At 69.6% G+C, this 26,098-nt stretch carries 22 protein-coding genes; 8 read left to right on the top strand and 14 right to left on the bottom strand.

Annotated elements, in window-relative coordinates:
• The first annotated feature begins 990 nt into the window (after positions 1-990).
• Complete coding sequence (locus ACZ69I_RS24875) at positions 991-1,332, top strand: hypothetical protein (protein WP_470834657.1); 342 nt, start codon at positions 991-993, stop codon at positions 1,330-1,332.
• A gap of 303 nt (positions 1,333-1,635) precedes the next feature.
• Here the strand turns inward: ACZ69I_RS24875 and ACZ69I_RS24870 are convergent, their stop codons facing one another.
• From ACZ69I_RS24870 to ACZ69I_RS24850, 5 genes are all read right to left on the bottom strand, one after another.
• Positions 1,636-2,007: a hypothetical protein gene (locus ACZ69I_RS24870; protein ID WP_470834656.1), complete on the bottom strand. Its 372-nt coding sequence runs from the start codon at positions 2,005-2,007 to the stop codon at positions 1,636-1,638.
• 24 nt (positions 2,008-2,031) lie between these two features.
• A complete protein-coding gene (locus tag ACZ69I_RS24865) occupies positions 2,032-2,610 on the bottom strand; it encodes a hypothetical protein (RefSeq protein ID WP_470834654.1) in 579 nt (192 codons plus the stop codon).
• A 635-nt stretch (positions 2,611-3,245) separates the two neighbouring features.
• Positions 3,246-5,435: a WD40/YVTN/BNR-like repeat-containing protein gene (locus ACZ69I_RS24860; RefSeq protein ID WP_470834653.1), complete on the bottom strand. Its 2,190-nt coding sequence runs from the start codon at positions 5,433-5,435 to the stop codon at positions 3,246-3,248.
• Positions 5,436-5,477: 42 nt separating this feature from the next.
• Positions 5,478-7,859, bottom strand: coding sequence for a non-reducing end alpha-L-arabinofuranosidase family hydrolase (locus ACZ69I_RS24855; RefSeq protein ID WP_470834651.1), 2,382 nt, complete (start codon positions 7,857-7,859; stop codon positions 5,478-5,480).
• A gap of 179 nt (positions 7,860-8,038) precedes the next feature.
• Positions 8,039-9,580 (bottom strand): sigma-70 family RNA polymerase sigma factor, encoded by a 1,542-nt coding sequence (locus tag ACZ69I_RS24850; protein WP_470834650.1) that lies wholly within the window; start codon positions 9,578-9,580, stop codon positions 8,039-8,041.
• A 369-nt stretch (positions 9,581-9,949) separates the two neighbouring features.
• On the opposite strand from ACZ69I_RS24850, the gene ACZ69I_RS24845 reads away from it, so the two are divergent.
• The 5 genes from ACZ69I_RS24845 (at position 9,950) to ACZ69I_RS24825 (ending at position 14,617) form a co-directional block, all read left to right on the top strand.
• Positions 9,950-10,036 (top strand): putative leader peptide, encoded by an 87-nt coding sequence (locus ACZ69I_RS24845; protein ID WP_470834678.1) that lies wholly within the window; start codon positions 9,950-9,952, stop codon positions 10,034-10,036.
• Positions 10,037-10,313: 277 nt separating this feature from the next.
• A complete protein-coding gene (gene sfnG / locus ACZ69I_RS24840) occupies positions 10,314-11,450 on the top strand; it encodes a dimethylsulfone monooxygenase SfnG (RefSeq protein WP_470834648.1) in 1,137 nt (378 codons plus the stop codon).
• 66 nt (positions 11,451-11,516) lie between these two features.
• Positions 11,517-12,071, top strand: coding sequence for an NADPH-dependent FMN reductase (gene ssuE, locus ACZ69I_RS24835; protein ID WP_470834647.1), 555 nt, complete (start codon positions 11,517-11,519; stop codon positions 12,069-12,071).
• A gap of 40 nt (positions 12,072-12,111) precedes the next feature.
• On the top strand, positions 12,112-13,368 hold the full coding sequence (locus ACZ69I_RS24830) for an SfnB family sulfur acquisition oxidoreductase (RefSeq protein WP_470834646.1): 1,257 nt from the start codon (positions 12,112-12,114) through the stop codon (positions 13,366-13,368).
• An 85-nt stretch (positions 13,369-13,453) separates the two neighbouring features.
• The gene (locus ACZ69I_RS24825) at positions 13,454-14,617 is read left to right on the top strand and encodes an LLM class flavin-dependent oxidoreductase (protein ID WP_470834644.1); all 1,164 of its coding nucleotides are present in this window, start codon (positions 13,454-13,456) and stop codon (positions 14,615-14,617) included.
• A gap of 216 nt (positions 14,618-14,833) precedes the next feature.
• Here the strand turns inward: ACZ69I_RS24825 and ACZ69I_RS24820 are convergent, their stop codons facing one another.
• Entirely contained in the window at positions 14,834-15,325 is a 492-nt protein-coding gene (locus ACZ69I_RS24820) for an ATP-binding protein (RefSeq protein WP_470834643.1), read from the bottom strand.
• A gap of 407 nt (positions 15,326-15,732) precedes the next feature.
• On the opposite strand from ACZ69I_RS24820, the gene ACZ69I_RS24815 reads away from it, so the two are divergent.
• Positions 15,733-16,665: a LysR family transcriptional regulator gene (locus ACZ69I_RS24815; RefSeq protein ID WP_470834641.1), complete on the top strand. Its 933-nt coding sequence runs from the start codon at positions 15,733-15,735 to the stop codon at positions 16,663-16,665.
• A gap of 294 nt (positions 16,666-16,959) precedes the next feature.
• Here ACZ69I_RS24815 and ACZ69I_RS24810 read toward each other — a convergent pair whose 3' ends face one another.
• Positions 16,960-17,412 (bottom strand): SRPBCC family protein, encoded by a 453-nt coding sequence (locus ACZ69I_RS24810; RefSeq protein WP_467678597.1) that lies wholly within the window; start codon positions 17,410-17,412, stop codon positions 16,960-16,962.
• Between the two features lie 104 nt (positions 17,413-17,516).
• On the opposite strand from ACZ69I_RS24810, the gene ACZ69I_RS24805 reads away from it, so the two are divergent.
• Positions 17,517-18,482: an ornithine cyclodeaminase family protein gene (locus ACZ69I_RS24805; protein WP_470834640.1), complete on the top strand. Its 966-nt coding sequence runs from the start codon at positions 17,517-17,519 to the stop codon at positions 18,480-18,482.
• A gap of 5 nt (positions 18,483-18,487) precedes the next feature.
• Here the strand turns inward: ACZ69I_RS24805 and ACZ69I_RS24800 are convergent, their stop codons facing one another.
• The 7 genes from ACZ69I_RS24800 to ACZ69I_RS24770 all read right to left on the bottom strand — a co-directional run bounded on the left by ACZ69I_RS24800 (position 18,488) and on the right by ACZ69I_RS24770 (position 26,021).
• On the bottom strand, positions 18,488-19,768 hold the full coding sequence (locus tag ACZ69I_RS24800; RefSeq protein WP_470834639.1) for a sulfite oxidase: 1,281 nt from the start codon (positions 19,766-19,768) through the stop codon (positions 18,488-18,490).
• 81 nt (positions 19,769-19,849) lie between these two features.
• Entirely contained in the window at positions 19,850-20,458 is a 609-nt protein-coding gene (locus ACZ69I_RS24795) for a sugar kinase (RefSeq protein WP_467678591.1), read from the bottom strand.
• On the bottom strand, positions 20,459-21,616 hold the full coding sequence (locus tag ACZ69I_RS24790) for an ROK family glucokinase (RefSeq protein WP_467678589.1): 1,158 nt from the start codon (positions 21,614-21,616) through the stop codon (positions 20,459-20,461).
• Between the two features lie 406 nt (positions 21,617-22,022).
• The gene (locus tag ACZ69I_RS24785; protein ID WP_470834636.1) at positions 22,023-22,844 is read right to left on the bottom strand and encodes an ATP-binding cassette domain-containing protein; all 822 of its coding nucleotides are present in this window, start codon (positions 22,842-22,844) and stop codon (positions 22,023-22,025) included.
• Between the two features lie 8 nt (positions 22,845-22,852).
• A complete protein-coding gene (locus ACZ69I_RS24780; protein ID WP_467678585.1) occupies positions 22,853-23,908 on the bottom strand; it encodes an ABC transporter permease in 1,056 nt (351 codons plus the stop codon).
• On the bottom strand, positions 23,905-24,924 hold the full coding sequence (locus ACZ69I_RS24775) for a sugar ABC transporter substrate-binding protein (RefSeq protein ID WP_467678583.1): 1,020 nt from the start codon (positions 24,922-24,924) through the stop codon (positions 23,905-23,907). The genes ACZ69I_RS24780 and ACZ69I_RS24775 overlap by 4 nt, the downstream gene beginning before the upstream one ends.
• Positions 24,925-25,019: 95 nt before the next feature.
• On the bottom strand, positions 25,020-26,021 hold the full coding sequence (locus ACZ69I_RS24770) for a sugar ABC transporter substrate-binding protein (RefSeq protein ID WP_470834634.1): 1,002 nt from the start codon (positions 26,019-26,021) through the stop codon (positions 25,020-25,022).
• Positions 26,022-26,098: the final 77 nt, after the last annotated feature.

Raw genomic sequence — 26,098 nt, 5'->3', positions numbered from 1 at the left:
CCGCAGACCTGCGAGGCAAGAACAACGCCTCGTACTGATCAAGCCCAAACGCCGTCAGGGCGGGCCACGGAGTGACTCTCGGCCCGCCCTCTCGGTACGTGAGCCTCAGTGCGACGTCCAGGAAGTCACCGCCGTCCGGCCAGTGCCGCTCGTCCGGTGCGGTCACGGCCCATGGGGAAGCATTCCGTGGCTGCCAGGACGTCCTTCGCGTTCTGCGCCAGGGCCGGGGCCGTGTCCGACTCCGGCCTCCTGCGGGGTGGGTGAGGCGGACTGATGGAGGTGGGCGGCCAGCACGGCGCTGGAGGCGGCGCGCCTGCGCTGGGCGGTGTCGCCTGGGCACAGCGGCGGCGAGCCGACGGGCTACGCCTCGCGCCCCGGCGGGGCCCAGGCCGAACTGTTGGACGAGGTCAACAAGCACGAGAGCGAGCGCAATCTCCAACTGGCACTGGAGGAGTTCCGAAACTACCAGGAAGGCGTTCTGCCCGCCGGTCCCGGCGCCCGCGGCCTCACCGAGTTCTTCGCCGGCATCGACGCCCAACTCGATGCCGCCTCGGCCACGGCCCCCAGAACCCAGCGCAACGACCGCGACGTCCTCAACCTCCTGACCAAACGCGCCAACGTCCTGCACCTCGGACCGGCGAACTACTGCTGGTTCACCGACCCTTCCCGGGCACTCTGCCTCAAACTCGCGGGCACCCTCACCGCGGACCGCCCGCTGATCGGGATGTGTGACTCCGCCCGCTGCCCGCAGGCCACCCACCACCCCGGCCACCGCCCCCTCTGGGCCGAACACGCCGACAGAACAAAGATCTTCATCGGCCAACTCGACACCACCCACAAGACCGAACGAACCCGACTCCAGGCCGACTACGACCGAGCCCTCAGGGTCGTCGCCGAGATCGACGCAGCCAGCGCCACCACGGACGAGGAGTCTGCACGAGAATCTCCGCAACCCAGCGCACCGAGAACGAGAACCGCATCCGAGCCGCCATGGACCGGCTCCTCCAAGGCGAAATCCCGCCCGGCGGAAAATGCGACATCAAGACCCTCGCCCGCGAAGCGGGCGTCGACCGCACCGCGGTCTACGGCACCCGCCCCTACGCTCACCTCCGCACCGAGTTCGAACGACGCCTGCGGGCCCTCCAAGATGCCGACGAAATCCCCGACCCCCGCGAAGCCCAGATCGCCCGCCTCAAAACGGAGAACGCCAAGCTCAAGGAACGGCTCGCCCAGTCGGAGAGCACCGCCGACAAACTCCCAGCAGCTTCGCCCGCGGGCCGCCGGGCAGCGCCGCAGCGGCCGCCACGATCTCCGGAAACGCTGCCGCCATGAGGATGCCGCGGAGCGAGCGCAGCACCACCCGCCCATCGGCTACCGGGCCTGCAACCCCCGATAGCCGTCCGATGTGGGCTCTGCCGCCCACCCCGATGGCAGAGCCAGGTCTGGCACAGCGACAGCGAACATGGGCTCCCGGCAGAGTGCAGGACATGACCGAGCTCTTCCCTGCACAGGCGGAAGGCGGGCCGGTGCCGCCCGAACAGCCGTCGTCGACCGTGCGCCGGGCGGCACTCCAAGTGGCCATGTGTGGCTCGAAAGCGAGTCGCGCCTTCGAGCCACACGGTCAACTCCGAGGAGTCAGAAGGAAGCTCCTGTTGCCCCTGCCATGACTCCGAAGCCGAGTGGAACGACGAGCAGCACGTGTGGTGCGCGGGTGTGTCCGGTCCGTCGTGCCGCTGTCATGCATCCGGCCGTGGCGATGGCGAACACTGCGGCGAACACGAGCGTGTCGGACCAGCTCACGTCGTCCCATGTGGACGCCAGCCACTGGAGAACGGTCGTTGCCGCACCGAATAGCGCAGCGCCGGTGAGGACGTCGAGTCCTTGCAGTGCGGTGGGCTCGGGCCCCTTGTGCTTCAGGAAGCGCCAGAGCTGGCCGAGAAGCACGCAGACGATGACGCTCTGTACGACGACGGCGAGAACGAACGCGCCCATGAACAGGTTCTGCATGATGTGACCTCCTTCGCGGACAGATCAGCCGCCGCAGCCCTTCACCAGGGCAGTGATGCCGGTGACGTTGCCGAAGATGGCAACGGCCAGCTTCAGGCGCTCCTCGCGGTTGCCGGCCTGCGCGATCAGCTTGGCGCCCTTGACGACCCCGCCGTACTTCGAGGCCTTGGAGATGAGCAGGGCATTGCCTGCGACGAAGCCCCCGACGGCCCCGATGCACGCGGCAATCCGCTTCGTCTTGCTCCACCAGCCATACAGGCGGACACCCTCGGGGTTCGGCGAGGCGAAGTTCTGGCCGGAGTCCGTCAGGAGCGGGAGAGCCTCCCGCTGGGCATCGGTGTTGCCCGGGTACATGGCTTCGACGATCTGCCGCGGAGAGGGGTTCGACGGCAGGGCCAGCAGCCGGTCCTCAAAACCGTCCTCATCGATGGCCGCGAGCAGGTCGATCTGGTCCTGCGCACTCTTGACCTGCTGGGTCTGCAGCGCATGGCGGGCCTCGACAGCGTGGTGGCCCTCGGCAGCAGTCGCCAGAGGCGCGGCTGCGGCCACCGTGGCGGCGGTGAGGGCAGCCGCGGTGGACAGACGGATAGTGTTGCGGTTCACGTAGAATTCCTTTGCGGTAACGATGCGGGCACGGTCGCGCACTTATGGCCTAGGAACCATGCGCACGTGCCCGCATCCCGGCGGTCATCCCGGGACAGGAAGACCTTCTATGGTCCAGACCTGTTTACGCAACCTTTAACCACCCATTTGTGATCCACGTCGCTTTCTTATCGAAGAAGCAACCCCCTGCACGCCGATGGAATCACTACTCGAACACCTTGATGACCATGGTTTCCATGGTGGAGCTTCTGGGGGTGGTCCGACACGGGCGTGGCTGCCGGTTCGGCCTGCGCCACTCCTTTCGCAGAGCGCGGCGCACGCACACATGGATGGCACGCGGGGCCGGGCCGGGGAAATTCATCGCGCCGCAGTCGAGGTCGGGGCGGGCAGCAGTACCCGACCTGACGCGCGGACGGTAACTCCCTGGACAACGGCGTCGTGCCTCAAGGGCCACGCGCCGGGTCCCGACGTATACCTCGATGGGCTGCTCGACGGCAGCGATGGGTACCGGACTTGGTCGAACTAAACCCGCCCACCCGCGCAACACAGCGGGCCGGTTACACCACGAGCCGCCCCCTGCCCCTAATGTCACCTCGGCCAGAAGGGCGGCCCGCTCTCACGGGTGATAACGGGGATCAGGACGGATCGCCGTACTGGAGGCCACGGCCGTTGGTGCCGATGTAGACACGGCCGTAGGTGTCGGGGTCGCCGGTGACGACGCCCTGGCTGCCGATGGCGCCCCACTGGTGGGCCTTGTCGTTGACGCGGGTCCAGGTGGCGCCCTTGTCGGTGGAGCGGAAGACGCCGGTGACGTTCTTGACCGTGCCGATCAGGTACAGCGTCCGGTACGAGGCGCGCGGCGCCGCCTTGCCGAAGCCGACCGCGGATGCGGACGTCACCGAGGTGAGCCGGGTGAACGTGCCGCCGCCGTCCGTGGAGTGGAGCAGGCCCTTGCCGCCGCCCGCGATCCACAGGTCACCTGCCCGGCCCGGCACGGCCTTGAGGCGGCCGTCGGCGGGCAGGCCGGTCGCGCGGGCGGTGAAGGTCACGCCACCGTCGGTGCTGGCGTAGAGGGTGCCGCCGGTCAGGGAGTAGAAGGTGCGGGCGGAGGAGCGGTCGGCGACGACCTCTGCCCCCGTGCCGAGCCCCCGCACCTTCGTCCAGGTCGCTCCCTTGTCCGTCGAGCGGTACGGGGGCTGCCCGGCCTGGGTCCACACCAGCGTGGAGCCGTCCGCCGCGAGGGCGATACGGCCGCTGTGGGCGCCGGCCACCGGTTCGGCGGCGAAGCCCCGCCACGTGACGCCGCCGTCGGTGGAGTAGGCGCCGTCCTGCTTGCCGCCCGTACCGACCCGCGCCATCACCGACGGCTTCTTCTCGGCGTAGTCGATGTCGGTGCTGTTGCTCATCAGCGGGTTCGTCATCCGCCCGGACGGCACCCGCGTCAGGTCGGTGTGGCGGAATCCGCCCTGGTCACCCATGGCGGTCAGGACGGTCGCGCCGCCGGGCGGGGCGATGGCGTCGAGGATCGCCGTCTCCTCGAGTCCCTCGGCCCCCACGGTCCAATGGCTCGTCGGGGCGTCGGCGTCCTCGCTCCGCCAGATCCCGTTGCCGGTGCCGTACAGCACGTGCCCGGAGTCGAACGGGTCGATCGCGAGGGCCGTCATCCAGTGACCGGTGTGGGTGCCGACGTACGGCGCGCCGGAGGCGTCCCGTACGGACTTGTCCGCGAGGGCCTTCCAGGTCGAACCGCCGTCCGTGGTGCGGTAGATCTCGTCCTCGGGGGACCAGCGGTCCAGCGTCGTGACCATCACTGTGGACGGTTTGCGCGGGTCGACCGCGAGCCCCGAGAAGCCGTACGAGCCCTTCGAGGGGGACACGTCCCTCCAACTCCCGCTGTTCGGCGTGTACTTCCACACCGAACCACCGGTGACGCCGTTGGGTCCGAGGTTGTCGGTGTACGTCACATACAGCGTGCCGTCGCCCGTGACGACACCGTGTTGGGGCAGCTGTCCGGTCGGCTGCCCGGCGACCGCCTGCCAGGTGGCACCGCCGTCGGTCGACCGGTAGAGGGGCTTGGACTTGTCGGCGACAGCGGCGTACACGATGCCGCTGCCCTTCGGCCCGTACGTCACGAACGAGATGCCCCCGCTGCTGCCCGCCCCGTCCTTGACCGGGAAGGACTCGACCTGACGCCAGGTCGCCCCGTAATCCGTGGACCGCCACAGGCCGTTCTTGCGGGAGCCGAGGAGCAGGTTCGAGTGGTCCGACGGGTCGACGACGAGGCGTTCACCGGCGCCGCGGCCGTCCTCGTTGCCGCCGATCTTGAAGGGCAGCTCGGTGCGCTGGAAGGTGCGGCCCCGGTCGGTGGAGCGCAGGATCGCGCCGTTGCCCGCCCAGTCGTTGGTGTACGTACCCGCGCCGAGGTAGAGCCGGTCGGGGTCGACGGGGTCGGTGGCGAGGGAGTCGACGCCGAGCAGGTTCCAGTCCTTCTCGCCGAGCCAGTCGGTCAGCGGGATCCACTTCCGGGCGCGGGCGTCCCAGCGGTACGCGCCGCCCATGTCGGTGCGGGCGTACAGCAGACCCCGCTCACGCTGGTTGAAGACGAGGCCAGGGACGTAACCGCCGCCGACGGTCCGCGCGTTCCTCCACTTGTACGGTGCTGCGGCTGATGTCCGGGCCTTCGCGGCCTGGGAGTCGTCCTGCGTGAGGAGCAGGTACGGCACGGCCGCGGCGGGCACCGCGAGCAGCAGGGCGATGGCGCCCCGGCGGCGACGGTGCAGACCGCGCCGCCGGGAGCCCGTGCGGGTGGGGGGTGAGAGGTTCATGGGGAAGGTGTGCTCCTTGCGGATGACTGTCTGTGGAACGGCTCAGCGCTGCAGGGTCAGAACACCGGGCCGGTACGGCAACGCGTCGTAAGGGCCGTCCGCGTTCGGGGACTTGCCCTGGTAGAGCAGTTGCAGATTGCACGGGTCGACGGTCATCGTCTGGTCCGGGTTGGAGCGGATCAGGTCACCGTGGCTGATGTCGTTGGTCCAGGTCGCACCGCTGTTGGCCTTGCCCGCGAAGGGGTTGGACTCGGTGGCGGCCTGCGGGGTCCACGTGCCGTTCAGGCTGGTGGCCGTGAAGGAGCGGAAGTAGCGGTTCTCGTTGGCACCCCGCGCTTCGACGATCATCAGGTACTGGTTCTGGCCCTGGACCTTGTAGACCTGCGGAGCCTCGAAGAGGTTCTTGACCGTGTCGCTCATGACCGTCGTGTACGAGGAGCCGAAGTTGCCGGGGAAGTTCCCGATCGGCATGGACGCCCGGTAGATCTTGCCGTTGTCACCGGCGAAGAAGAGGTACATGTTCTGGTCGTCGCCGATCAGCGTCTGGTCGATCGGGCCGGTCCCGGGGTCGGGCAGCTTGCCGGTGAACAGGGCCTGCGGCGCGGACCAGCCGTTGGGGTTGGTCGGGTCGGCCGAGGTGCGGTAGCTGAAGGGCGAGGCCCCCCACTGGTACGTGAGGACCCAGATCTTCTTCGGCGCGAAGTAGAAGAGGGTGGGCGCGACCGCGTTCTGGCTCATCCTCGTCTGCGTGGCCGTCCCCATGCCGGACCAGTCGGTGAACGGGGCGAACGCCATCGAGCCGTACGAGGTGCCCGTCGACATCGACCCGTAGACGAGGTGCTTGCCGTTGTACGTGACGTGAGTGAAGTCCTTCAGCGCGGCCCAGCCGTTCGCGGGCTGCGCGAGGGTGCCGGTCGACCTCCACTTGTACGTGGACGGCAGCGCGCACGTACCACCGGCCGCCCCGGAGGGGGCGGTCCACTTCTGGTTGTCGACGTCGGCGCAGGTGTGCAGCTGGATCCTGGTCCCGTTGGAGGTGCCCGCGCCGATCGCGTCGAGGCACTTACCGGACTGCACGCCGCTGATCGAGCCGTTGGTGTTGATGTTCCACTGCTGGTTCGTGCCGGTGTTGCAGTCCCAGATGACCACCTCGGTGCCGTTCGTCGTGCCCTTCGCCTTCGCGTCCAGACACTTGTCGCCGAACACCTTCAGCTGCTTGGCGGCGGTGTACGTCCAGCTCTGGTGGGACTGCCCGTCGCAGTCCCTCAGCTGTACCTGAGTGCCGTTGGCCGTCGAGGAGCCCGGGACTTCGATGCAGCGGCCGGAGGCCACGCCCTTGATCCGGCCGGTGCCGTCGCCCCGGTCGGCCGGGGTCGTACCCATGCCGTCGCCGAACGCCTTCTTGACCGCGTCGTACGCGGGCTTCGGCTTGCCCGCCGCGTCGAAGAGCAGCGGTTTCTCGTCCGCGCGCCACGAGTCGCTGTCGCGTACGCCCCACACCGTGATGCCGGTGCAACGCTGCACGGCGAGGCAGGCGTTGACCGCACTCGCGTAGTGCGTGGGGGACGCCTGGGCGATGTCCAGCTCGGTGATCTGCACGTCGACGCCGAGGGCGGCGAAGCTGTCGAGGGTCTTCTTGAAGCTTGCCGGGGGGCCGCCCGCCCCGAAGTGGCTCTGGAAGCCGACGCAGTCGATGGGGACGCCGCGCGCCTTGAAGTCCTTGACCAAGCGGTACGCGCCCTGGGTCTTGGCGGCCGACCAGTCCTCGATGTTGTAGTCGTTGTAGCAGAGCTTCGCGGCCGGGTCGGCCGCTCGGGAGGTGCGGAACGCCTCCTCGATGAAGCCGCTGCCGAGCACCCGCTTGAACACCGAGTCGCGCAGCGCGCCGCTGGGGCCGTCCTGGAAGGCCTCGTTGACGACGTCCCAGGCGTAGATCTTGCCCTTGTAGCGGCCCATCGTGGTCTTGATGTGGTTGTTCATGACGCTGCGCAGCGTGCTCGGGTCGTTGATCGCCTTCACCCAGTCCGGCAGCTGCGAGTGCCACACCGTGGTGTGGCCGCGCAGCCGCTTGCCGTGCTCCAGGGCCCGGTTGACGATTTTGTCGGCGGCCGTGAACCGGAAGTTGCCTCGGGACGGCTCGACCGCGTCCCACTTCATCTCGTTCTCCGGGGTGATCATGTTGAACTCCCGGTCGGCGATCGACGTGTACGTCGAGTCACTCAGCCGCCCTGCGGCCAGCGCGGTGCCGAAGTACCGGCCCGACGAGGACGCCTCGGCCTCCAGGCTCGCGGCCCCTGCGGAGCTCGGAAGCAGCGTGAGAGCACCGGCCACCAGCGCGGAGCCGGTCAGCCCGATCGCCAGTGCCCTGCGGGGCCGGCGGAGCCGGTGCAGGCCCTTGCGGGGTTCGGCGGTGTGTCTGGTCATGGAGAGTCGCCTTCTTCAGGGGACGGGTCAGCGGGGGACGCCGGTGAAGGGCACCCCTGAAGAGGAGGCTGTGCAAGGCGGGACGGCGTAACGAAAAAAGTGCGCGCCCGCGCAGTGAGGGATCTCGCAGCAGAAAAGCGTAATGCGGGGCGCGGTTCCGAAGTCGGCGGCCCCCGCACTCACCTCATCGGCGCGCGGACGACGAAGGAGGCCTGGCCGGTGAAGGTGCGTGTGCCGTTGGAGCCGTCGAGGCGGATCGATCCGTCGCGGGGGCGCAGGGCGGAACCCGGGTAGTTGTGCGCGTGCAGTGTCACCGATCCGTCGACCGTCCCGTGGCGCGGGCAGAAGGTGGCGTCCTCCCGGAACAGCCGGCTGCCGTCGTCGGCGCTCAGACGCAGCCGCAGATAGTAGTGGCGCAGATACCGGCCGTCGGCTGCCCGGAATGTGACGCACTGGTTGTCGGCGAGCCCCTTGCTGACGGTAAAAGTGGCCGCCGCGCTGCCGAGCGTCGCGAAGTCCCCGTCGTACGTGAGGAATTGGCCGGGCCGGTCCACGGACTCGAGGGACCGTACGCCCAGCGGAACCACGGCAGGACCCGACGGCGTCGGCGGCGACGGGGACGAGGGCGGGGGCGGCGTGATCGACGGATCCGGCGTGGCCGACGGAGCCGTGGTGGTCGTACCGGCCGTCGGCGCGGTGACGGCACGGGGCACCCGGTGCTCGGGTTCCGGCCAGGCGACGTACGCGGCGGTCCCGGTGACGAGCACCGCGCCCGTGGCGAGAGCCGCGATCGGATGGGCGGTCACCGCCTGGAGCTTGCCGAGCAGGACGCCGCCCCCTGCCGTCGTACCCGCAGCGCTCGCGGTCGCTGCCGCCGTCACCGTCGTACCCGACAGCAGGCCCTTCGCGATCAGCGCCCCGACGAGCGCCGCCGGCACGGCCAGCGGCGCGAGGTCGGCCAGGAGCAACTCGGCCGGAACCCGCTCGGCCGCCGTCCCCGTACACGTCGCGCAGTCTCGTATGTGCCGGGCAATCCGCTTGCGCCACACGGATGTTCGCGTTCCGTCCCATCCGGAGACGGTCACATCGAGCCCCGGACAGCGCGGTTCGGCCGCGAGCGCGGCGACGATCGTCCGGCTCAGTTCCAACTGCTCGCGCATGCGGTGCAGGCGGACCCCGGTGTGGGCGACGCTGTTCCCCGTCGCGTCGGCGATGTCCTGGCGGCTGAGCAGCCCGGCGCACTCCTGCCACCACAGTGAAAGGAGGACCTGGTGTTCCGCGTCGAGCCAACGACCGGCTTCGACCGCCTGACCGCGCTCGCCCGACATGCGCAGCCGCAGGATCGTCGCGTCCTCCAGCGGGGCGGCGGCGTCGGGTACCGGGAGCGCCTCGTCGAGGAGCGTGGTCCGGTCGGCGAGGGTGCGCTGCCGCTGCCAGTACGTGTTGACCTGCCGGAGCGCGATCGACACCAGCCACGACCGGAAACTCTCCGGAGCCCGCAGCGCGGGCAGGTCGCGTACCGCGCGCAGCAGGGTCTCCTGGACCACGTCGTCCACGTCGGCATGGCCGCTCAACGCCCGTCCGACGATGTTGTACAACAACGGCAGATATGCGGAGACGAGCTCCTCGCGCGCCCGCTGGTCACCGCGCTGCGCCGCGACGACCAGCCGCACGTGATCCGCGTCCATGAGCACCGGTCCCCTCTCTTCCAGGGAAGTCATCCGCCGAGTAGAGCGCCACACCCTAACCGTGTGGACCACGGCGTCATCTCCCAGGGGCGACGCTCAGGAGGGCCGACGCTCACGAGGGGCGACGCTCACGAGGGGCGCGGGTCAGTCGCCCTTTTCGGCCGGCTCCGCACACAAAGATCGGGGGATTCTCGCGAGCAAATTTGGCCTGCTGGCGGCGGGACTTCTGGCTGGATACGGCACATTGCCCGCTCCGGCCCGGCGGAAGGGAAACCCTATCGCCGTCTCGCGAACGAGTTGCCGACCTGGGAGGCAACCTGGATAAGCTCCTCTGGACGTGGCGGGTAACAGCTGACCAGTGGCGCCCGCACCGCCCAATTACCGCGAGGAGGTGACGTGTTGATGAAGAGGACCGAACGGCTCACTCAAAGGCGTCATGTGGACCTCGTACGCGTCTCCAGCGCCCTGTGTCGGCGCGTCGGCCGGTAGCGAAGTCGCCGACCCTCTTCTTCCGAGCAGCCTGGATTCTTCCTTTCCTTTCCTGGCTCGCCCGTTCCCTGCCGCAATTCCTCTGCCTCACCTTCGGAGCGGTTGCCTCAAGGCTTGGCCCGTCCACTGTTTTCGTGCGTCGATTCTCCGATCATGGAGGCGTGCGGAACGTTCGTGGACCGGTGCCGTATTCGCCTGCTCTTTCCGCGGAAGCTGCCGTGTGCCCGTACCCGTAGAGGCACCGGCTCCGCTCTCACAGACCCACTGGGAGTACCCCATGCCTGTCCCCTCCCCCTCTGATCCGCTGCGCTTCGCCTATTGGGTGCCCAACGTCAGTGGCGGCCTGGTCACCAGCACCATCGAGCAGCGCACCGACTGGAGTTACGACTACAACCGCGAACTCGCTGTCCTGGCCGAGAACAACGGTTTCGACTATGCGCTCACCCAGGTCCGATACATGGCCAGTTACGGCGCCGAGTACCAGCACGAATCGACCTCTTTCAGCCTGGCGCTGTTGCTTGCCACCGAGCGGCTGAAGGTCATCGCCGCCGTCCTCCCCGGCCTCTGGAACCCCGGCGTGCTGGCCAAGTTCGGGGCCACCGCGGACCAGCTGTCCGACGGCCGGTTCGCGGTCAACGTCGTGAGCGGCTGGTTCAAGGGCGAGTTCACCGCGCTCGGTGAGCCCTGGCTGGAGCACGACGAACGCTACCGGCGGGCCGAGGAGTTCATCACCGCGCTGCGCAGCATATGGACCGAGGACCACGCCCAGTTGGCCGGTGACTTCTACCGGATTCGCGACTTCTCGCTCAAGCCCAAGCCGGTCACCTCTCCACTGCGCCCGCACCCGGAGATCTTCCAGGGCGGCAACTCCACCGCCGCCCGCGCCATGGCCGGACGCGTCTCCGACTGGTACTTCAGCAACGGCAAGGACTTCGACGGGGTCACCGAACAGCTCACTGACGTGCGGGCCTCGGCCGCGGCGGCCGGGCGACCCGCGCCCCGCTTCGGGTTGAACGGCTTCCTGATCGCGCGGGACACCGAAGCAGAGGCACGCGAGGTACTGCGGGAGATCGTCGCCAAGGCGGACACCGAGGCCGTGGGCGGCTTCGGGGAAGCCGTGAAGCAGGCGGGCCGGTCCACCGCCGATGGCAAGGGCATGTGGCAGGACTCCTCGTTCGAGGACCTCATCCAGTACAACGACGGGTTCCGTACGGGGCTGATCGGCACCCCGGAGCAGATCGCCGAACGGATCGTCGCCTACAAGCGTCTCGGCGTGGACCTCTTCCTCCTCGGGTTCCTGCACTACCTGGAAGAGGTCGAGTACTTCGGCAAGCGCGTCCTGCCGCTCGTACGCGAGTTGGAGGCCCAAGTGCCCAACGAGCAGGCGCCGCCCTCAGCTCCGGCCGTGGCCTGACCGAGCGGCCTGCCCCGCCGGCCAATCCACCTCGCACCGCCGCCCCTTACAACCGAGGTCCCCGCCATGTCCACCATCCTGTCCGTCTCCGGAAGCCCCTCCGCCACCTCCCGGACCGCCCGCTTGCTGCGGCACCTGGACACCAGGCTCATCGCGGACGGCCACCGCGTCGTGGAACTCGACGTCCGCACGTTGTCCGCCCAGGCGCTGCTCGGCGCCGACTTCCAGCACCCCGACATCGTCACCGTCACCGAGCTGTTCGCGCAGGCCGACGGCGTGATCATCGGAACGCCCATCTACAAGGCCGCCTACTCGGGCCTCCTGAAGTCGTTGCTCGACCTGCTGCCTCAGCACGCGTTGGCGGGCAAGACCGTGCTGCCACTGGCCACCGGCGGCAGCACGGCTCATGTCCTGGCCATCGACTACGCGCTGCGGCCGGTGCTCTCCTCCATGGGCGCCGCGCACATCGTCCAGGGCTGGTTCGTCCTTGACCGCCATCTCGGCCTGCGGGAGGACGGCACGCTCGCCATCGAGTCGGGTACCGCCGAAGCACTCCACCGGGTCCTCGACCAGTTCTCCGGCGCCCTCGACCGGGCTCCACTGCTCGCCTCCGCGAGCTGAGGCCACCACCCTGCTGAGGCCACCACCGTAAGGAATCCCCGTGACCCCCTCCTCCCCCACAGCAACGCAACCGGACCACCCCGCGCCCGACCACGTCCATGTCATCGCCGACGACGCCGAAGCACTCGCAGTGGCGGCCGCGCTGGCGGACGCCTTCCGCCCCGGTGCGGCGGAACGGGACGCCCGGCGACAGCTGCCGCGCGCCGAAATCGACCAGCTCTCGTCGAGTGGCCTTCTCGGCATCACCGTGCCGCGCGCATACGGTGGCGCCGACGTCACCGCCGGGACGGCGGCCGAAGTCTTCCGACTGCTGGCCACCGCCGACCCCAGCATCGCCCAAATTCCGCAGAGCCATTTCGTCTACGTCAACGTCCTGCGCGCCCAGGGGAGCGCAGGCCAGCAGGAGTTCTTCTTCCGCGAAGTGCTGGCCGGGCGCCGCTTCGGCAACGCGCAGGCGGAGGCGGGCACCCAGCACGCCCAGGACATTCGCACCCGCCTGGAGCCGGGCGTCGACGGCCACGGCCACGGCCACGGCCACGGCGGATACATACTCAACGGAACCAAGCACTACTGCACCGGCGCCCTGTTCGCCCACTGGATCCCGGTGCTGGCCCGTGGCGCCGAGGACAAGCTGCACGTCGCGTACGTACGGCACGGCGCGCCCGGCGTGACGGTCGTCGACGACTGGGACGGCATGGGGCAGCGCACCACCGCCAGCGGCACGGTGCGTCTGGAGGGCGTTGCCGTACCCGCCGACCGCGTCGTGCCGCACCACCTCACCTTCGAGGGCCCCCAACTGCACGGCGCCTTCGCCCAGTTGCTACACGCGGCCATCGACAGTGGTGTGGCCCGGGCAGCGCTGAACGAAGCGGCCGACTTCGTCCGTACGAAGAGTCGCCCCTGGTTCGAAAGCGGCTACGCGACGGCCGCCGAGGACCCTCTGCTCGTCCAGCGCTTCGGCGCGCTCGAACTGCGCGTCCGGGCGGCACAGGCACTCCTGGAGGCCGCGGCCCGCGCCGTGGACACCGCCACCGCCCACCTCACCGACGACACGGCCGCCGAAGCGTCGATCGCGGTCGCCGCGGCGAAGGCGTACGCGGCGGAGACAGCCGTAGAAACGGGGAGCGCCTTGTTCGAAGTGGCGGGTACCCGGGCCGCCTTGGACGGCCTCAACCTGCACCGGCACTGGCGCGACGCGCGCACCCACACGCTGCACGACCCGGTGCGCTGGAAGGTGCAGCACCTCGGCCGGTACGTGCTCAACGGCACCAGGCCACCCCGGCACGGCCTTCTGTGACCCCCGCTTCTCCTTCCTCCCCCACTTCTCCTTCCTCTCCCGCTGCACCCTCCTTCCCTGCTTCTTCCTTGTTTCCGGAGATTCCGTGAGCCTCACCTTCCACTGGTTCCTGCCGACCTACGGCGACAGCCGGCACATCGTCGGCGGCGGCCACGGCCTGCCCGCCGGCGCCGCGGGCGGGCAGCGCCCCGCCACGCTCGGCTATCTCACCCAGATCGCCCGTGCCGCCGAACAACTCGGCTTCGAAGGCGCCCTGACCCCTACCGGGGCCTGGTGCGAGGACGCCTGGCTCACCACGGCGATGCTCGCCCGGGAGACCGAGCACCTGAAATTCCTCATCGCTCTCCGGCCCGGCATCATCGCGCCCACCCTCGCCGCCCAGATGGCGGCCACCTTTCAGCGGCACGCACCCGGACGGCTGCTCCTCAACATCGTCACCGGCGGCGAGAGCCACGAGCAGCGCGCGTACGGCGACTTCCTGGGCAAGGACGCACGTTACGCCCGCACCGGCGAGTTCCTGAGCGTCGTGCGGGACCTGTGGCAAGGGCGGACGGTCGACTTCGACGGGGAGCACCTGCGGGTCGAGCAGGCGCGGCTGGCCCGCGTGCCCGACCCCGTACCGCCCGTCTACTTCGGCGGGTCCTCGGCAGCGGCGGGGGAGGTCGCCGCCCGGTTCAGCGATGTTTACCTGACCTGGGGCGAACCACCCGAGCAGGTGGCCGAGAAGATCGCCTGGATCCAGCGGCTGGCCGCCGAAGCGGGGCGCTCGGTGCGCTTCGGCATCCGGCTGCACGTGATCACACGGGACACCGCCGACCAGGCTTGGGCCGAGGCCCGTCGCCTCCTGGACGGCTTCGCGCCAGAGGCGATCCGTGCCGTACAGGAAGGGCTGGCCCGCAGTGAATCCGAGGGCCAGCGGCGGATGCTGGCGCTGCACGGCGGCAGCACGAACGGGCTGGAGGTCGCGCCCAACCTCTGGGCCGGCATCGGCCTGGTCCGCGGCGGCGCGGGCACCGCCCTGGTGGGCAGCCACGCCGAGGTGGCAGCGCGGATCGTCGAATACCAGCAGCTCGGCATCGAAGAGTTCGTCCTGTCCGGCCACCCGCACATCGAGGAAGCGTATTGGTTCGGAGAGGGCGTGCTCCCGCTCCTGGCGGAGGCGAAGTTGTGGCGGCGGCCGGGGGTGACGGAGTCGGCGATAGAGCTTGAGGAGCCTGAGGCGCAAGTCCCGTTTGCGGGGCGGAGCTGAGCGGCTCCACGGAAGCCGGGACGGGGCGGGGCGGGGCGGGGCGGGGCTTGCAGGCGGGTCGGCGCCAGCGAGTCGTTCATCGGCTGCGCGGCAGTGTTCGTCGCAGCCAGGGGTCAGGCGGCGCGCGAACCCGGCTGTGCTGTGGACGCACTGCGGCTGGCCGCGGCTCGCGGCCTGCCGAACACGCGCCCTTCCCCAGCGTCTTGGGCCTAGGCCTCAGCCTGCCCGACACACGTCCTGGGCCTGGCCGGACGAAAGGGTGAACCAGACGCCCTTGCCGCCTTCGCTGAGGCTGCACCCAGCTGATGAGCTGAGCTCGCGGACAAGAAGGAGGCCTCGTCCGCTCTCACTCCGTGGGTCGGGCCCGTGGTGGGGCATCCCCTCAGTCATCAGCTCTTCCACGGCGCCCGCATCATGGTCCCGGACTTCAACACGAAATCCCGAATGCTGAACTTCCAGAAGCAGTTCCAGTGGAGCTCGTGCCGTGGTGTGCTCCACCGCATTCGTGACCAATTCAGAAGTGAGCAATTCAGCCACGTCATGGTCCACAGCAGCTGGTGTACAGGCCGGAGATTGACGGGCTTGGGTCGAATGTGCAGTGGGGTGCATTAGGGCCGCGCGAACCAGCCTTCGGGCTATCGAGACGGCGGCAGGTGCGTGAGGCAGAGGTACACGCCATGAAGTCGACGCCTGTGCCGTGTTGGGCATTGCTTTTTCCGTTTCGCAGGAAAGTTGTCTATCTCACCCCAACATCACAAAGCTTGATGTTTCAACGGTAGGGGCCAAGGTTTGGCAATTTACGGGACTTCTGGACAGGCGCTTAAGGACCTTCGCCCCTTCCGCGCAACCATCTGGCGTTGGCCAGGAAGGACAAGGTGCTGCTGATCAGTGTGCCGATGAATAGCGCCCACTGCGGTGACAAAAGCGCCTATGAGCAAAGGCCTGGCCAGCCACCGATGAGGGGGATCAGGGAGGGCAGCCAGGCCTTCGCAACCCGAGCCTAAACAGCGTTTCCGATTGCGGTCCAGCGCGAATTTCGGATATGGGGACAGGGAAGACCTCTCACCTCGCCCCCCAAGTGGACGGATTACTATGCGGGTCGGAGGTATCTCGCCATGCGTGTAGAACAGTTGGAATATCTGGTGGCAGTCACGCGGCTCGGGTCACTGCGCCGTGCCGCCGAGGCACTGCACATGTCTCAGCCGGCGTTGGGCGAGACGTTGCGCAAACTGGAGCGCGAACTGGGAGTGGAACTCATGGAGCGCAAACGCTCCGGAGCCAAGATCAGTCACGAGGGGCGAGAACTGCTGCCGCACATCGCCGCAGTCCTTGACGCAGTCGACCGTCTGCGCCAAGCAGCCGACGAACAGCACCACACCAACCGCGCGCTACGGCTGGGCACGGTCAATGCCGCCACCGTCACCCTCCTGACACCGGCCATCCGCGAGTTCCGCACCACCCACCCGTCGACCCAGGTGGAAGTGATCGCTGACCGGCACGACGGCATCCAACAACACCTCACCGAGGGCGGATTCGACCTGGGAATCGTCAGCTACCTACGCGACGACGACCTCCCGCCCGGCCTGCACACCACTGAACTACTGCGTGGACGACCCGTCGTGTGCATCCGTCAGGACAGTCCCCTGGCCGCACTCGGAGCGATCACCGTCGCCGACCTGCTGACCCACCCGCTGATCACGATGCGGGCCGGTTACGTCATGCACCGCTACATCCACCGCCTCCTCAGCGGCAGCACACCCCTCTTCTCCTACTCGGCCGACGGCGCCGAAATGGGAAAACTCATGGTTGCGGAAGGGCTCGGCGCCGCCGTCCTGCCTGACTACAGCGTGCACGGCGACCCACTGGAACGAAGCGGCACCATCACCTACCGCCCTCTCGCCGATGACAACACCGAATTCCGCGTCATGCTCCAGCAACGCCACGCACACACGGCACGCACAGCCGCGCACGCCCTGCACAGCATCCTGGTACGCCAAGCCGAAAGACGCCGCGCGAACCGGCCTGCACGAAAGAAGGAGCGGCTGTAGACACGCCACGCGGCCGCGTCGCTGGAACAAGGCCTGCGCACATGACTCGGCCGTGGCGTGCAGCACGCATCTACAACGCTCCGGCGATTGCGGACGCCCGCGAGCCCTCGTAGGACCACTGACCGGCCGACGCGCTGCCCATCGCGTCGACCGGCTCGTGGTCAGGCGACCAGGAGTACCTCCCGGAACTATGGAAGGTCGCCGAGGAGGTCCTGGCGGCCGCGGTGCCCGGCTACGGCGCCGGCCATACCGACAACGGCCGGTAGCACTCGCAGTGCCGAGTCATCGTGCGTGTCAGACCTCACCGCGCCACGCACCGGTCTCCACGCCACCGCGCTCCTCGATGAACTCCTTGAACCGACCCAGGTCGCCCGTGACCTGCCGCTTCACGAAACCGAGCTTGTCGCCGACGGTCTCGGCCAGGCCGTCGGGGTCGTAATGCATCTGCAGCATGACCTTGGTACGGCTGTCGTCCAGGCGGTGGAAGGTGACGACGCCGGCCTGCTTGGCCTGGCCCTCGACGGTGGTCCAGGCCACGCGCTCGTCGGGGATCTGCTCGGTGATCGCCGCGTCGAACTCGCGCTCCACGCCGTCGATCTTCGTCACCCAGTGGGTGAGCTTGTCGGTGCGCTGCTCGATCCGCTGCACGCCCTCCATGAACCGGGGGAACGACTCGAACTGGGTCCACTGGTTGTACGCCGTGCGGACCGGCACGTTGACTTCGATGGACTCTTCGACCTGCGACACGGATGACACCTTTCTTCGTGGACGTGCGCCTTCGTTCTTCACCTCCGCGAGTGCCCCGGGCCTCTGTTTTCACTCACGTCCCGCCCAGTGGGTAGGGAAACCCCATGAACGCACCGACCCCCGCACCGGCCCCGACCCCCGCCACGCCGTACCTCGACGCCGAGACCGTGGAACGGCTCGTCCCCATGTCCGCCGCGATCGGCGCGCTGGAGGCCGTCCTCGCCGACGGGCTCGACCCGGCGGCACAAGCACCCCGCTCGGTCGTCGAGGTGCCCGGCGGTCAGCTGCTCCTGATGCCGTCCGCCACCGCCTCGTACGCCGGAGTGAAGGTCGCCACCGTCACGCCGGGCAACGCGGAGCGCGGTCTGCCGCGCGTTCAGGGGCTTTACCTGCTCCTGGACGGACTGACCCACACGCCGGTGGCCCTCCTGGACGGGATCGCGCTGACGTCGTTGCGCACTCCTGCCGTGTCCGGGGTGGCGATCGGGCGGCTCGCGGTCCCCGGAGCCGAGCGGCTGCTCGTCTTCGGGACGGGCCCGCAGGCGTGGGGCCACGTCGAGGCGGTACGGGCGGTGCGTCCGGCCCTGCGCCACGTCGACGTGGTCGCGCGCGACGCCCGCCGGGTCGCCGCGTTCGTCGACCGCTGTCGCGCCGCGGGGCTTTCCGCGACCGCGGCGACGGCGGACGCGGTGGCCCGTGCCGACGTGGTCTGCTGCTGCACCACGGCCCGCGAGCCCCTCTTCGACAGCTCCCTGCTGCCCGGCCACGCGACGGTCGCGGCGGTCGGCTCGCACGAGCCGGACGCCCGTGAGGTGGACGCCCGGCTCGTGGGCCGCGCCACGGTGGTGGCGGAGTCCCGCGAGGTCGCGGAGCGGGAGTGCGGCGACCTGGTCCTCGCGGCCGCCGAAGGGGCCTTCGCCATGGAGCGGCTCCACACGCTGGACGCCCTGGTCCGGGGTGAGGTGCGGCCGGCGGAGGGCATGCCCCGGCTGTTCAAGTCGGCGGGGATGGCCTGGGAGGACCTGGCGGTGGCGGCCGCCGTGTACGAGGGGTGGGCGGCCGCCGGGTGAGAGCGTCAGGCTCCGACCGTCACCGCGTGCCGGATCACCGCGTCGAACAGGTATCCCTGCGTGTTGGGCACCGTCGTCTCCGGCTGGGTCCGGCCCGTGGAGTCGGTGGCGCGGGAGAGGAGTTCGACGGGGCCGGGCTTGCCGGGGGTCCACGGCGTCGACCAGCGGGTCCACGAGCCGGGGTGCGAGGCATCGTGCAGGCGGGCCCGGCGCCAGGAGGCGCCGCCGTCCGTGCTGACCTCGACCCGGGTGATCGCGCCCGACGCGGACCAGGCGCGGCCGGTGAGCCGGTGCTCGGTGTGCGCGGACAGGGTCGCGTTCCAGGGCAGCTCGAAGGCCGACTTGAGGGTCTGGCGGGTGAGCGGGGCGCTGCCCTCGGGCGGGTAGGCGTCGCCGTACAGCCGGTAGAAGTCGGTGTTCCAGGGCGAGTAGAGGGGCACGGTCGAGACCTCGATGTCGCCGAGCCACTTGATCGAGGAGATGCCCACCCAGGACGGGGCGAGGACCCGGACCGGGTATCCGTGGTCGGGGGGAAGGGGCTCGCCGTTCATCTCGTACGCGAGGAGGACGTCGTCCAGGGCCTTGGAGACCGGCATGGGGCGGCGCACGCGGCCGTAGTTGGTGCCGTTCGAGGTGACGTAGTCGTCGTCGAGGCCGCGCGGCATCACGTCCACCGCCCGGCGGGAGAGGCCCGCCCTGCGCAGGACGTCGGAGAGGCGTGCGCCGCGCCAGCGGGCCGTGCCGATCGCGCCCGTGGTCCAGGGCGTGCCGAAGGCGGGCTGGTCCTGCTGGGTCTTGAAGAAGTTCCTGGCGTTGCCCGCGCATTCGACGAACGCCGTGCGCGTCACCGGGGGGAGGTTCCGCAGGTCGGCGAGGCTGAAGTGGTGCGCGCCGCCCTTCAGACCGTCGCCCCAGACGTTCAGCCGCCAGGTCGCGGCGTCGATCCGCGGCGTCGTCGTGTGGTTGCGGACGAAGAAGTGGGAGGCGGGGGTGAGGTGGCCGGTGTCCGCGAGGGCCTCGAAGCGGGTCTCCGCGTTCGTGCCGTGCACGATGAACCGCTCCGGGGGCAGCGGCTTGACGACGCCCTCCCCCGCGGTGCCCGAGGCACCCGCCGCGCTCGCCGTGTTCGCCGACAGGCCGACCGGCGCCGCGGAGACGAGGCCCGCGGCCGCCAGGAGCCGCAGGAGGTCACGGCGCGCCACCCCGTCGGCGCGGGCCCCGCCGTCCAGCCACTGGTGCAGCCTGCGCCGGTCGTACGCGGCTTCTGATTCCGGGATTCTGGTCATGGCCACACGCTAGGAGGGCCGTACTGAGGCGCACCGGAGAACGCCCTGATCTTCACCGGCGCGAAAGAATCGCGCGAGGGCTCAGGGCGTCGTCGACGACACCACGTACACCATCGGGTGCTGCGCGTTCGAGCGGTCCACGACCACGTCCTGGGTGGGCGCCGGGTTCTTCCGGTCGTGGGTCAGACCGGACCAGGGGCCGGGGCCCGTGAACTCCCAGCCGACCACCTTGCGGTCGCGCTTGCTGATGGTGATCTCGTTCGGTTCGAGCTCGTCCTCGGTGGTGCCGATCTGCTTGAGGAACCTCCGCAGGCCCTCGTTGCTGGTGAGGAACTGGACGTAGAGCCGGCTGGTGCGCCAGTTGTTCGTCTCGTAGTAGGCGACCTCCGCCGAGTACGGCTGGACCGGCACGTCGTACAGACGGCGCTGCACCTTGGAGGGCCAGCCCGCGGTGAGGCCGGTCGCGGAGTACTTGTCCTCCTTGTCCCGGCCGCTGTTGCGGCTCTGGTTCGCGGAGATCACCAGGTAGCCGGCGGGCACGCCGATGAGCAGCACGATGATGATCGCCGTCAGCCAGCGGCGGCGGATCATGTGGCGGCGGTCCTCGGGCTTGCTGGCCTTGCCTCCGTCGCGGTCCGGCTCGGGCGAGCCGGGGAGGTCCGGGGACGAGGGCTGGCGGGGCACGGTCATCTACTGGGTTCCCTGGGAGGTGCGGTCGTTGGTGCGGCGCGCCTCGGCGTAGCGCTCGTACCGTTCGTAGCGTTCCACGCGGCGCCGGTTGGCGCGGCGGAAGCGGCGGGCGACCAGGCGGGAGAGGTCCGCGGCGCCCACCATGCCGGCCTCGGGACCGAGCTGGGCACGGGCGACGCGGGCCTCGGGGCGGTAGCCGCGGCCGGTGAGGTGGCGGCGGAAGGCGTCGCGGGCCGGGCCGATCAGGAGGTCGTCGGCGGCCGAGACGCCGCCGCCGATCACGAAGCAGGAGGGGTCCAGGGCGGCGGCGAGGTTGGCGATGCCGACGCCCAGCCACTGGCCGATGTCCTGGAGGAGCTCGACGCACATGGCGTCGCCCTCGCGGGCCAGCTCGGTGATGAGGGGGCCGGTGATGTCGGGGACGTTGCCCTTGACCCGCTCGATGATGCCGTACGCGACCGGGGAGTCGGCGGCGGCGAGCTCGCGGGCCTCGCGGACCAGGGCGTTGCCGGAGCTGTACTGCTCCCAGCAGCCGCGGTTGCCGCAGGGGCAGCGGTGGCCGCCCGGGACGACCTGCATGTGGCCGAACTCGCCCGCGACGCCGAACTTGCCGCGCTTGACCTGGCCGTCCTCCAGGATCGCGCCGCCGATGCCGGTGCCGAGCGTGATCATGACCAGGTGGTCCTCGCCGCGGCCCGCGCCGAAGCGCCACTCCGCCCAGGCGGCGGTGTTCGCGTCGTTGTCCACCATGACGGGGACGGCCAGGCGGCCTGAGATCCGGTCGCGCAGGGGCTCGTTGCGCCAGGAGAGGTGGGGCGCGAAGAGCACGCGGTTGCGGTCCGCGTCGACCCATCCTGCGGCGCCGATGCCGACGGCGTGCACGTCGTGCCGGTCCGAGAGGTCGAGGACGAGCTCGACGATGGTGTCCTCGACGACCTTGGGGCTCTTCGACTTGTCCGGGGTCTCCGTGCGGAGGGTCTCCAGGATGTTGCCGTCGGGGTCGACGACGCCCGCCATCACCTTGGTGCCGCCGATGTCGATGCCGACGGTGTTGACGCGTGGCGCCGTGAGGTGCGATCGGCGTTCGCGGGTGCCCACGGTCCGCAGGACGGTGGCTCGTGCGGAGCCGCGGTGCGCGAGGTCGCGGTAGGTGCTCATTGCGGCGATTCTGCCTCACGGTCGCGGGGGCGCGCACAACGGGACCCCGGGGCCGGGGGCCCGGTTCGGTGGCCCTGGGCCGGAGGGTGTCGGGGGTGGGGAGCGGTGCGCTCGGCCACGCCGGGGGCCCGGGGAGCTGGGCGCTCGGCCCGCGGGGGGGCTGTGCGCTCGGCCCGCGGGGAGCCGCAGTCGCGTCTGCTGGGTGACTGGGTAGATGCGGGTGCGGGTGGTTCGTGGTTGCTCGCGCAGTTCCCCGCGCCCCTGACAGGGCCTTGCGGCCCTCCCCCCCCAGGGGCGCGGGGAACTGCGCGCCCCGCCCACGAAAAGCCGCAGGCGCCACTGCACGGGCGCCCGGCAGACGCGGCCGCGGGCCGTGCGTGGTCGCTCGCGCAGTTCCCCGCGCCCCTTACAGGGCCTCTCGGCCCTCCAGTTCGTGACGGAGGTCATCCAGTTCCGAGCCGCCCGCCATCTGGCGGGTCAGCTCGTCGAGGCTGGTTTCGTCGCGGGCGTAGCTGCCGAACATCGTGCCGCGCTTGAGGAGTACGAAACGGTCGCCGACCAGGTAGGCATGGTGCGGGTTGTGGGTGATCAGGACCACACCCAGGCCCGCGTCCCGCGCCGCGGCCACGTACTTCAGGACGACGCCCGACTGCTTGACGCCGAGCGCCGCGGTCGGCTCGTCGAGGACGAGGACCTTCGCGCCGAAGTACACGGCGCGGGCGATCGCCACGCACTGGCGCTCGCCGCCCGAGAGCGTGCCGATGGGCTGGTCGACGTCGCGCAGGTCGATGCCCATGCGCAGGAGCTCCGCGCGGGTCGTCCTGCGCATGAGGTCGACGTCCATGCGGCGGAAGGGACCCGTGCCCTTCGTCGGCTCGGAGCCGAGGAAGAAGTTCCGCCAGACCGGCATCAGGGGGACCACCGCGAGGTCCTGGTAGACCGTGGCGATGCCGAGGTCCAGGGCCGCGCGCGGCGAGCCGAGCCGCATGTCCTCGCCCTCGATGCGCAGGGCACCCGCATCGTGCCGGTGCAGCCCTGCGATGATCTTGATGAGGGTGGACTTGCCCGCGCCGTTGTCGCCGAGCACGCAGGAGATCTCCCCCGCGTGCACTTCGAGCGAGACGCCTTCGAGCGCGCGGATGTTTCCGTAGTACTTGCTGACGTCGTCGAGCTCGACGAGCGGCGTGCGTCCGCTGCCGTCCTCGGGGGCCGCGTCGGTCTTCGTCATGTCCGTGGTCACTTCGTCGCCTCCGCGCGCTTGCGGACCCAGTGGTTGAGCAGGGTCGCCAGGAGCAGCATCACGCCGAGGAAGAACTTGAACCAGTCCGAGTTCCACTCGGCGAAGACGATGCCCTTGCTGACCATGCCGAAGATCAGCGCGCCGACGGCCGCGCCGACCGCGGAGCCGTAGCCGCCGGTGATGAGGCAGCCGCCGATGACGGCCGCGACGATGTAGATCAGTTCGTTGCCGACGCCCTCGCCGGACTGCACGGTGTCGTACGAGAACAGCAGGTGCTGGCCGGAGATCCAGGCGCCGAACGCGACGCCCATGTAGAGGCCGATCTTGGTCTTGGCGACCGGGACGCCGACCGCGCGGGCCGCGTCCTCGCCGCCGCCGACCGCGAAGATCCAGTTGCCGACGCGGGTGCGCAGCAGGATCCAGGTGGCGACCGCGATCAGGGCGAGCCACCAGAGGATCGTGACCTTGAAGTCGACGCCGCCGATCGTGATCGTCTCGGCGAAGATCTTCTTGGCGGAGGAGAAGCCCTCCATGTCGGCGATCGACTTGGTGGAGACCGTGCCGCTGATCATCTTGGTGAAGCCGAGGTTCATACCGGTCAGCATCAGGAACGTGCCGAGCGTGATGATGAAGCTCGGCGGGTCCGTGCGGGTCAGCATCACGCCGTTGAAGACGCCGATGGCGAGCGTGACCAGGAGCGAGACGCCGACGCCCACCCAGACGTTCGCCGTCATCTGGTAGCTGAACATCGACGAGACGAGGGCCGACGTCGTCACGAGCACGCCCGCCGACAGGTCGAACTCGCCGCCGATCATCAGCAGCGCCACCGGCACCGCCATGATGCCGAGCGTCGAGGCGGCGTACAGGACCGTCGCCAGGCTGGTGGCCTGCAGGAAGCTGTCCGCGACGAACGAGAAGAAGAGGAACACGGCGATGGCGCCGACGACGGAGCCGAGCTCGGGTCGGCCCATCAGCTTCTTCAGCGGTGAGGCCTTGACCAGGCGCTCGTCGGCCTTGGCGTCGGGGGCGGGCGCGGGTGCTGTCGCGGTCATCGGGTCCCTCGCTTCGCGTAGTCCTCCAGCTCGGCGGCCTGGTCCTTGGTGACGATCTGCGGGCCGGTGAGGACGGGCTTGCCGCCGCCGAGGACGTCGGCGTTGTACTTGTACAGCCAGAGCAGGTCGACGGCCTCGTAGCCCTGGAGGTAGGGCTGCTGGTCGACGGCGAAGCCGAGGTCGCCGGACTTCAGACCGGCCGCGACCTTCTCGTTGAGGTCGAAGGTGTCGACCTCGGCCTTGCTGCCCGCGCTGTCCGCGGCCTGCACCGCGGTGTCCGCGAACGGCGCGCCGAGCGTGACGACGGCGTCGACCGACTTGTCGGACTGCAGCTTGGCCTCGATGGAGGACTGCACGTCGGGCATGTTGGTGCCGGTCACGTACAGGTTCTGCATCGTGCCGTCGAAGGTCTTCTTGGCGCCCGCGCAGCGCTGTTCGTGGCCGACGTTGCCCTGCTCGTGCAGGATGCAGAGCGCCTTCTTCCTGCCGCGCTTGTTGAGCTCCTCGCCGACGGCCTCGCCCGCGATCGTCTCGTCCTGGCCGATGTGGGTGAGCGCGCCGAACTCCTTGGACTCCGCAGAGCCGGAGTTCACGGTGATCACCGGGATGCCGGCCTTCTTCGCGCGGGCGAGGGCACCCTTCATCGCCGCGGGCTTGGCGAGGGTGACGATGATCCCGTCGACCTTCTTGTCGATGTAGGAGTCCACGAGCTGGGCCTGCTGCTGCGCCTCGTCGTCGTGGGCGTACAGGAACTTGATGTTGTCCTTGACCGCGGCCTGCTTGGCGCCGCTCTGGACGATGTCCCAGAAGGTGTCGCCGTCGCCCGAGTGGGTGACCATGCCGAAGGTCCAGCGCGGCGTGTCCACCGCGGCCTTCCCGCCCGCCGCTGCCGCCTTGCGGGCGTCCTCGGCGCGCTTTCCGCCGGTACTGCTGCATCCGGTCAGCCCGGCGGTCACACCGAGCACCGCCACCAGCACGGCGCCTACCGCTCGTACCCCTGTCTTCACCCTTGCCACGACGCCGTGCCCTTCTTGCTCTGCTGCTCTGTGCGGCCGGTCCGGATCCCCGGCCCCAGCCGCCCAAGTATCGACCACGCGGATCACGCGTGTGTTCATCGGGTACCGCGAGCGGTGTACTTCTCCAGCTCGGGCACGTCCTTCTCGGTGACGATGGCGGGGCCGGTGAGGACGGGTTTGCCGCCTCCCAGGACGTTGGCGTTGGTCTTGTACAGCCAGAGTTCGTCGAGGGCGAGGTAGCCCTGGAGGTAGGGCTGCTGGTCGACGGCGAACCCGACCTCCTCGGCCTTCAGGCGCTTGACGACCTCGGCGTTCAGGTCGAACGTGTCGACCTCCGCCTTGCTCCCCGTCTCGTCCTTGGCCTTCACCGAGTACGCGGCGATCGGCGCGCCGAGCGTGACGACGGCGTCGATGTCCTTGGTGGCCTGGAGCTTCGCGCTGATGGAGGACTGGGCGCCCGGCGCGTTGGTGCCCTCGACGTTCAGGTTCTCGACCGATCCCTCGAAGGTCTTCCTGACGCCGGCGCAGCGCTGTTCGAGGGAGACGTTGCCCTGTTCGTGGATGACGCAGAGCGCCTTCTTCTTCCCGCGCGTGTTGAGCTCGTCGCCGACGGCCTCGCCCGCGACGGACTCGTCCTGGCCGATGTGGCCGAGCGCGCCGAACCGCGCGGAGAACTCGCCGCCGGAGTTGATCGTGACGACCGGGATGCCCGCCGCCCCGGCCTTGGCGAGCACGGCCCGCATCGCCTCGGGCTTCGCGAGCGTCACGACGATCCCGTCGACCTTCTTGTCGACGAAGGACTGGACGAGCTCGGCCTGGCCCTTGGCCTCCTTGTCGTTGGCGTAGAGGAACTGGATGTTGTCCTTGCGGGCCGCCTGCCGCGCGCCGCTGCGCACGATGTCCCAGAAGGTGTCGCCCTCGCCGGAGTGCGTGATCATCGCGATCTTGAGGCGGGGGGTGCCGACGCCGTTGCCGCTCCCGCCGCCGTCCCCCGACCCGTCCTCGTCGTCCTTGCCGCCGGAGCTGCTGCAGCCGGCGGCGAGCGCGATCACCGCCAGACAGGCCGTGACGCCCCTCGCCGTACGGGATGTGCGCATGGTGGACCACCCCTCTTCTTCCGGCCGCCTCGGTGCGGCTGGAGGAGTTCTAGCGGGGTGCGCGCGGAAGCGTCAAT

The sequence above is a fragment of the Streptomyces sp. NPDC036815 genome, assembly GCF_055609205.1.
The sequence above is the reverse complement of the archived record's forward strand: the minus strand, read 5'-3'. Positions and strand labels throughout refer to the sequence as shown.

Coding starts and splice junctions, on each gene's coding strand:
- ACZ69I_RS24790 (WP_467678589.1), bottom strand. CDS start 21,616: ATGAGCACCTACCGCGACCTCGCGCACCGCGGCTCCGCACGAGCCACC.
- ACZ69I_RS24820 (WP_470834643.1), bottom strand. CDS start 15,325: ATGCCCAACACGGCACAGGCGTCGACTTCATGGCGTGTACCTCTGCCT.
- ACZ69I_RS24845 (WP_470834678.1), top strand. CDS start 9,950: ATGAAGAGGACCGAACGGCTCACTCAAAGGCGTCATGTGGACCTCGTA.
- ACZ69I_RS24855 (WP_470834651.1), bottom strand. CDS start 7,859: ATGACCAGACACACCGCCGAACCCCGCAAGGGCCTGCACCGGCTCCGC.
- ACZ69I_RS24805 (WP_470834640.1), top strand. CDS start 17,517: ATGAACGCACCGACCCCCGCACCGGCCCCGACCCCCGCCACGCCGTAC.
- ssuE (WP_470834647.1), top strand. CDS start 11,517: ATGTCCACCATCCTGTCCGTCTCCGGAAGCCCCTCCGCCACCTCCCGG.
- ACZ69I_RS24800 (WP_470834639.1), bottom strand. CDS start 19,768: ATGACCAGAATCCCGGAATCAGAAGCCGCGTACGACCGGCGCAGGCTG.
- ACZ69I_RS24770 (WP_470834634.1), bottom strand. CDS start 26,021: ATGCGCACATCCCGTACGGCGAGGGGCGTCACGGCCTGTCTGGCGGTG.
- sfnG (WP_470834648.1), top strand. CDS start 10,314: ATGCCTGTCCCCTCCCCCTCTGATCCGCTGCGCTTCGCCTATTGGGTG.
- ACZ69I_RS24850 (WP_470834650.1), bottom strand. CDS start 9,580: ATGACTTCCCTGGAAGAGAGGGGACCGGTGCTCATGGACGCGGATCAC.
- ACZ69I_RS24785 (WP_470834636.1), bottom strand. CDS start 22,844: ATGACGAAGACCGACGCGGCCCCCGAGGACGGCAGCGGACGCACGCCG.
- ACZ69I_RS24875 (WP_470834657.1), top strand. CDS start 991: ATGGACCGGCTCCTCCAAGGCGAAATCCCGCCCGGCGGAAAATGCGAC.
- ACZ69I_RS24780 (WP_467678585.1), bottom strand. CDS start 23,908: ATGACCGCGACAGCACCCGCGCCCGCCCCCGACGCCAAGGCCGACGAG.
- ACZ69I_RS24870 (WP_470834656.1), bottom strand. CDS start 2,007: ATGCAGAACCTGTTCATGGGCGCGTTCGTTCTCGCCGTCGTCGTACAG.
- ACZ69I_RS24795 (WP_467678591.1), bottom strand. CDS start 20,458: ATGACCGTGCCCCGCCAGCCCTCGTCCCCGGACCTCCCCGGCTCGCCC.
- ACZ69I_RS24860 (WP_470834653.1), bottom strand. CDS start 5,435: ATGAACCTCTCACCCCCCACCCGCACGGGCTCCCGGCGGCGCGGTCTG.
- ACZ69I_RS24815 (WP_470834641.1), top strand. CDS start 15,733: ATGCGTGTAGAACAGTTGGAATATCTGGTGGCAGTCACGCGGCTCGGG.